Below are 1,527 nucleotides of genomic sequence, written 5' to 3'. Positions count from 1 at the left end.
GCTAAAGAACACTTAAAATTAGTGCAAATTATCTCCTAAAGTGACATTCAAATCGTTTGGTAAATATCAGCATCCCAAAAACTTTACTTTTTGGGGTACTTTATTAATAACATCACCATTTGTAAAATATTGGCCATCAGGCAATGCGTATCTTCCTTGATGATTTTTCTTGAGAGTGCCAACCATAATTATCAACGCTATTTGATAGCTAAACTTTTAATTTTAACATATAAAACAAAAGCGAAGTCTTCAAAGAGACTCCGCCTTTTCAACGTACAATGAATTTCAACAATTACTAGCTACTTCCTAAACATAGTTCCTCATTTACCAACCTGTTTATGCTTTTTTCAAACTTTGCAACAGAACCTTATTTAGGTTATTGAGAATATTGAAAGTTTTAAGTAGATAGCATGTTATCTGGTTTCTTATTTTTATGTACTGTAGAATTTCTATCATATAGATTGTTTAATAAACGATCATACTCATTTCTTGTAATCTCTTTGTTATATAATTGAATTAATAAATCTTTATGTTCTTTTGAAAAGGCCATTTTATCAAAAAACTTAGGATACATAGTACCATTCTCTCCGCTTCTTGTTGAATTTATGTTTTGTATTTTGTAACTGAGAATTATAAAATTCCCTATCTATAATGATAGATAGGGAATTTTCAGCTGCTGTTTTATATACCGTTGTATAGTATAAACATTAGGTGTCTTTTAAAGTATAACATAAAAATTATAATATATTTTGATTATATATATATATTGAAATGTAAAATTGCATATTCGAACTTCTCAATAGAGTGTACCCTATTGAGAAGAAATCATTTCCTTGATATTATTAGCTTCATAGACTCTCAATAACACTTATCAAAAATATGTACAAAAAGAGGGATAAAAATGGTCTATGGATACGCACGTGTAAGTGCACAAGATCAAAATTTAGATACACAAATTGAACAACTTATAAAATATGTAGTAGATGAAATCATAAAAGAGAAAATTAGTGGAGTAACAAAACAAAAACCGGAGTTAGACACGTTACTTTCAAAACTAACTACTGGGGATACCTTAGTCGTAACTAGAATGGATCGTTTAGGTAGAAATACCATTCAGCTATTACAGTTAGTAGAACAATTTCGGGAAAAGGATGTGCACTTTGCAATTTTAAATTTAGGAATTGATACAAGAACTCCAACGGGCAAGTTCTTCTTAACTGTCATGGCTGCCTTTAGTGAATTAGATCGTGAAATGATTAAAGAAAAACAACATGCGGGAATAAAGCTAGCAAAACAAAAAGGTGTATATAGAGGAAGAGTGAAGAAATACACGGATAAACATCCTGGCATGAACCATGCAATTGAATTACGAGAACATACCAATAAAACAGTAAAGGAAATATGTCAGATTACAGGAGTCAGTCAGGCCGCTCTATATCGTAGATTTAAAGAACTTGAATAAAGTTCTTTTTTATTTGTAATTAAATCCCAGAGTGGCCCCTCATACCCTGAATCGTTTCCGTACCC

At 30.8% G+C, this 1,527-nt stretch carries 2 protein-coding genes and 1 pseudogene; 2 read left to right on the top strand and 1 reads right to left on the bottom strand.

Features of this window, described 5'->3' with window-relative positions:
* Window positions 1-232: 232 nt before the first annotated feature.
* A pseudogene (locus tag BLV40_RS29880) lies at window positions 233-310 on the top strand (IS6 family transposase); the annotation flags it as partial.
* Window positions 311-397: 87 nt separating this feature from the next.
* Here the strand turns inward: BLV40_RS29880 and BLV40_RS28785 are convergent.
* Complete coding sequence (locus tag BLV40_RS28785) at window positions 398-574, bottom strand: hypothetical protein (RefSeq protein WP_170833733.1); 177 nt, start codon at window positions 572-574, stop codon at window positions 398-400.
* A 327-nt stretch (window positions 575-901) separates the two neighbouring features.
* Here BLV40_RS28785 and BLV40_RS27750 point away from each other — a divergent pair, with 327 nt between their 5' ends.
* Entirely contained in the window at window positions 902-1,462 is a 561-nt protein-coding gene (locus BLV40_RS27750; protein WP_090695858.1) for a recombinase family protein, read from the top strand.
* Window positions 1,463-1,527 lie beyond the last annotated feature (65 nt).

The sequence above is a fragment of the Bacillus sp. 166amftsu genome (genome assembly GCF_900107445.1).
Classification (GTDB): domain Bacteria; phylum Bacillota; class Bacilli; order Bacillales; family Bacillaceae_G; genus Bacillus_A; species Bacillus_A arachidis.
This window is presented reverse-complemented; position numbering and strand designations above follow the sequence as displayed.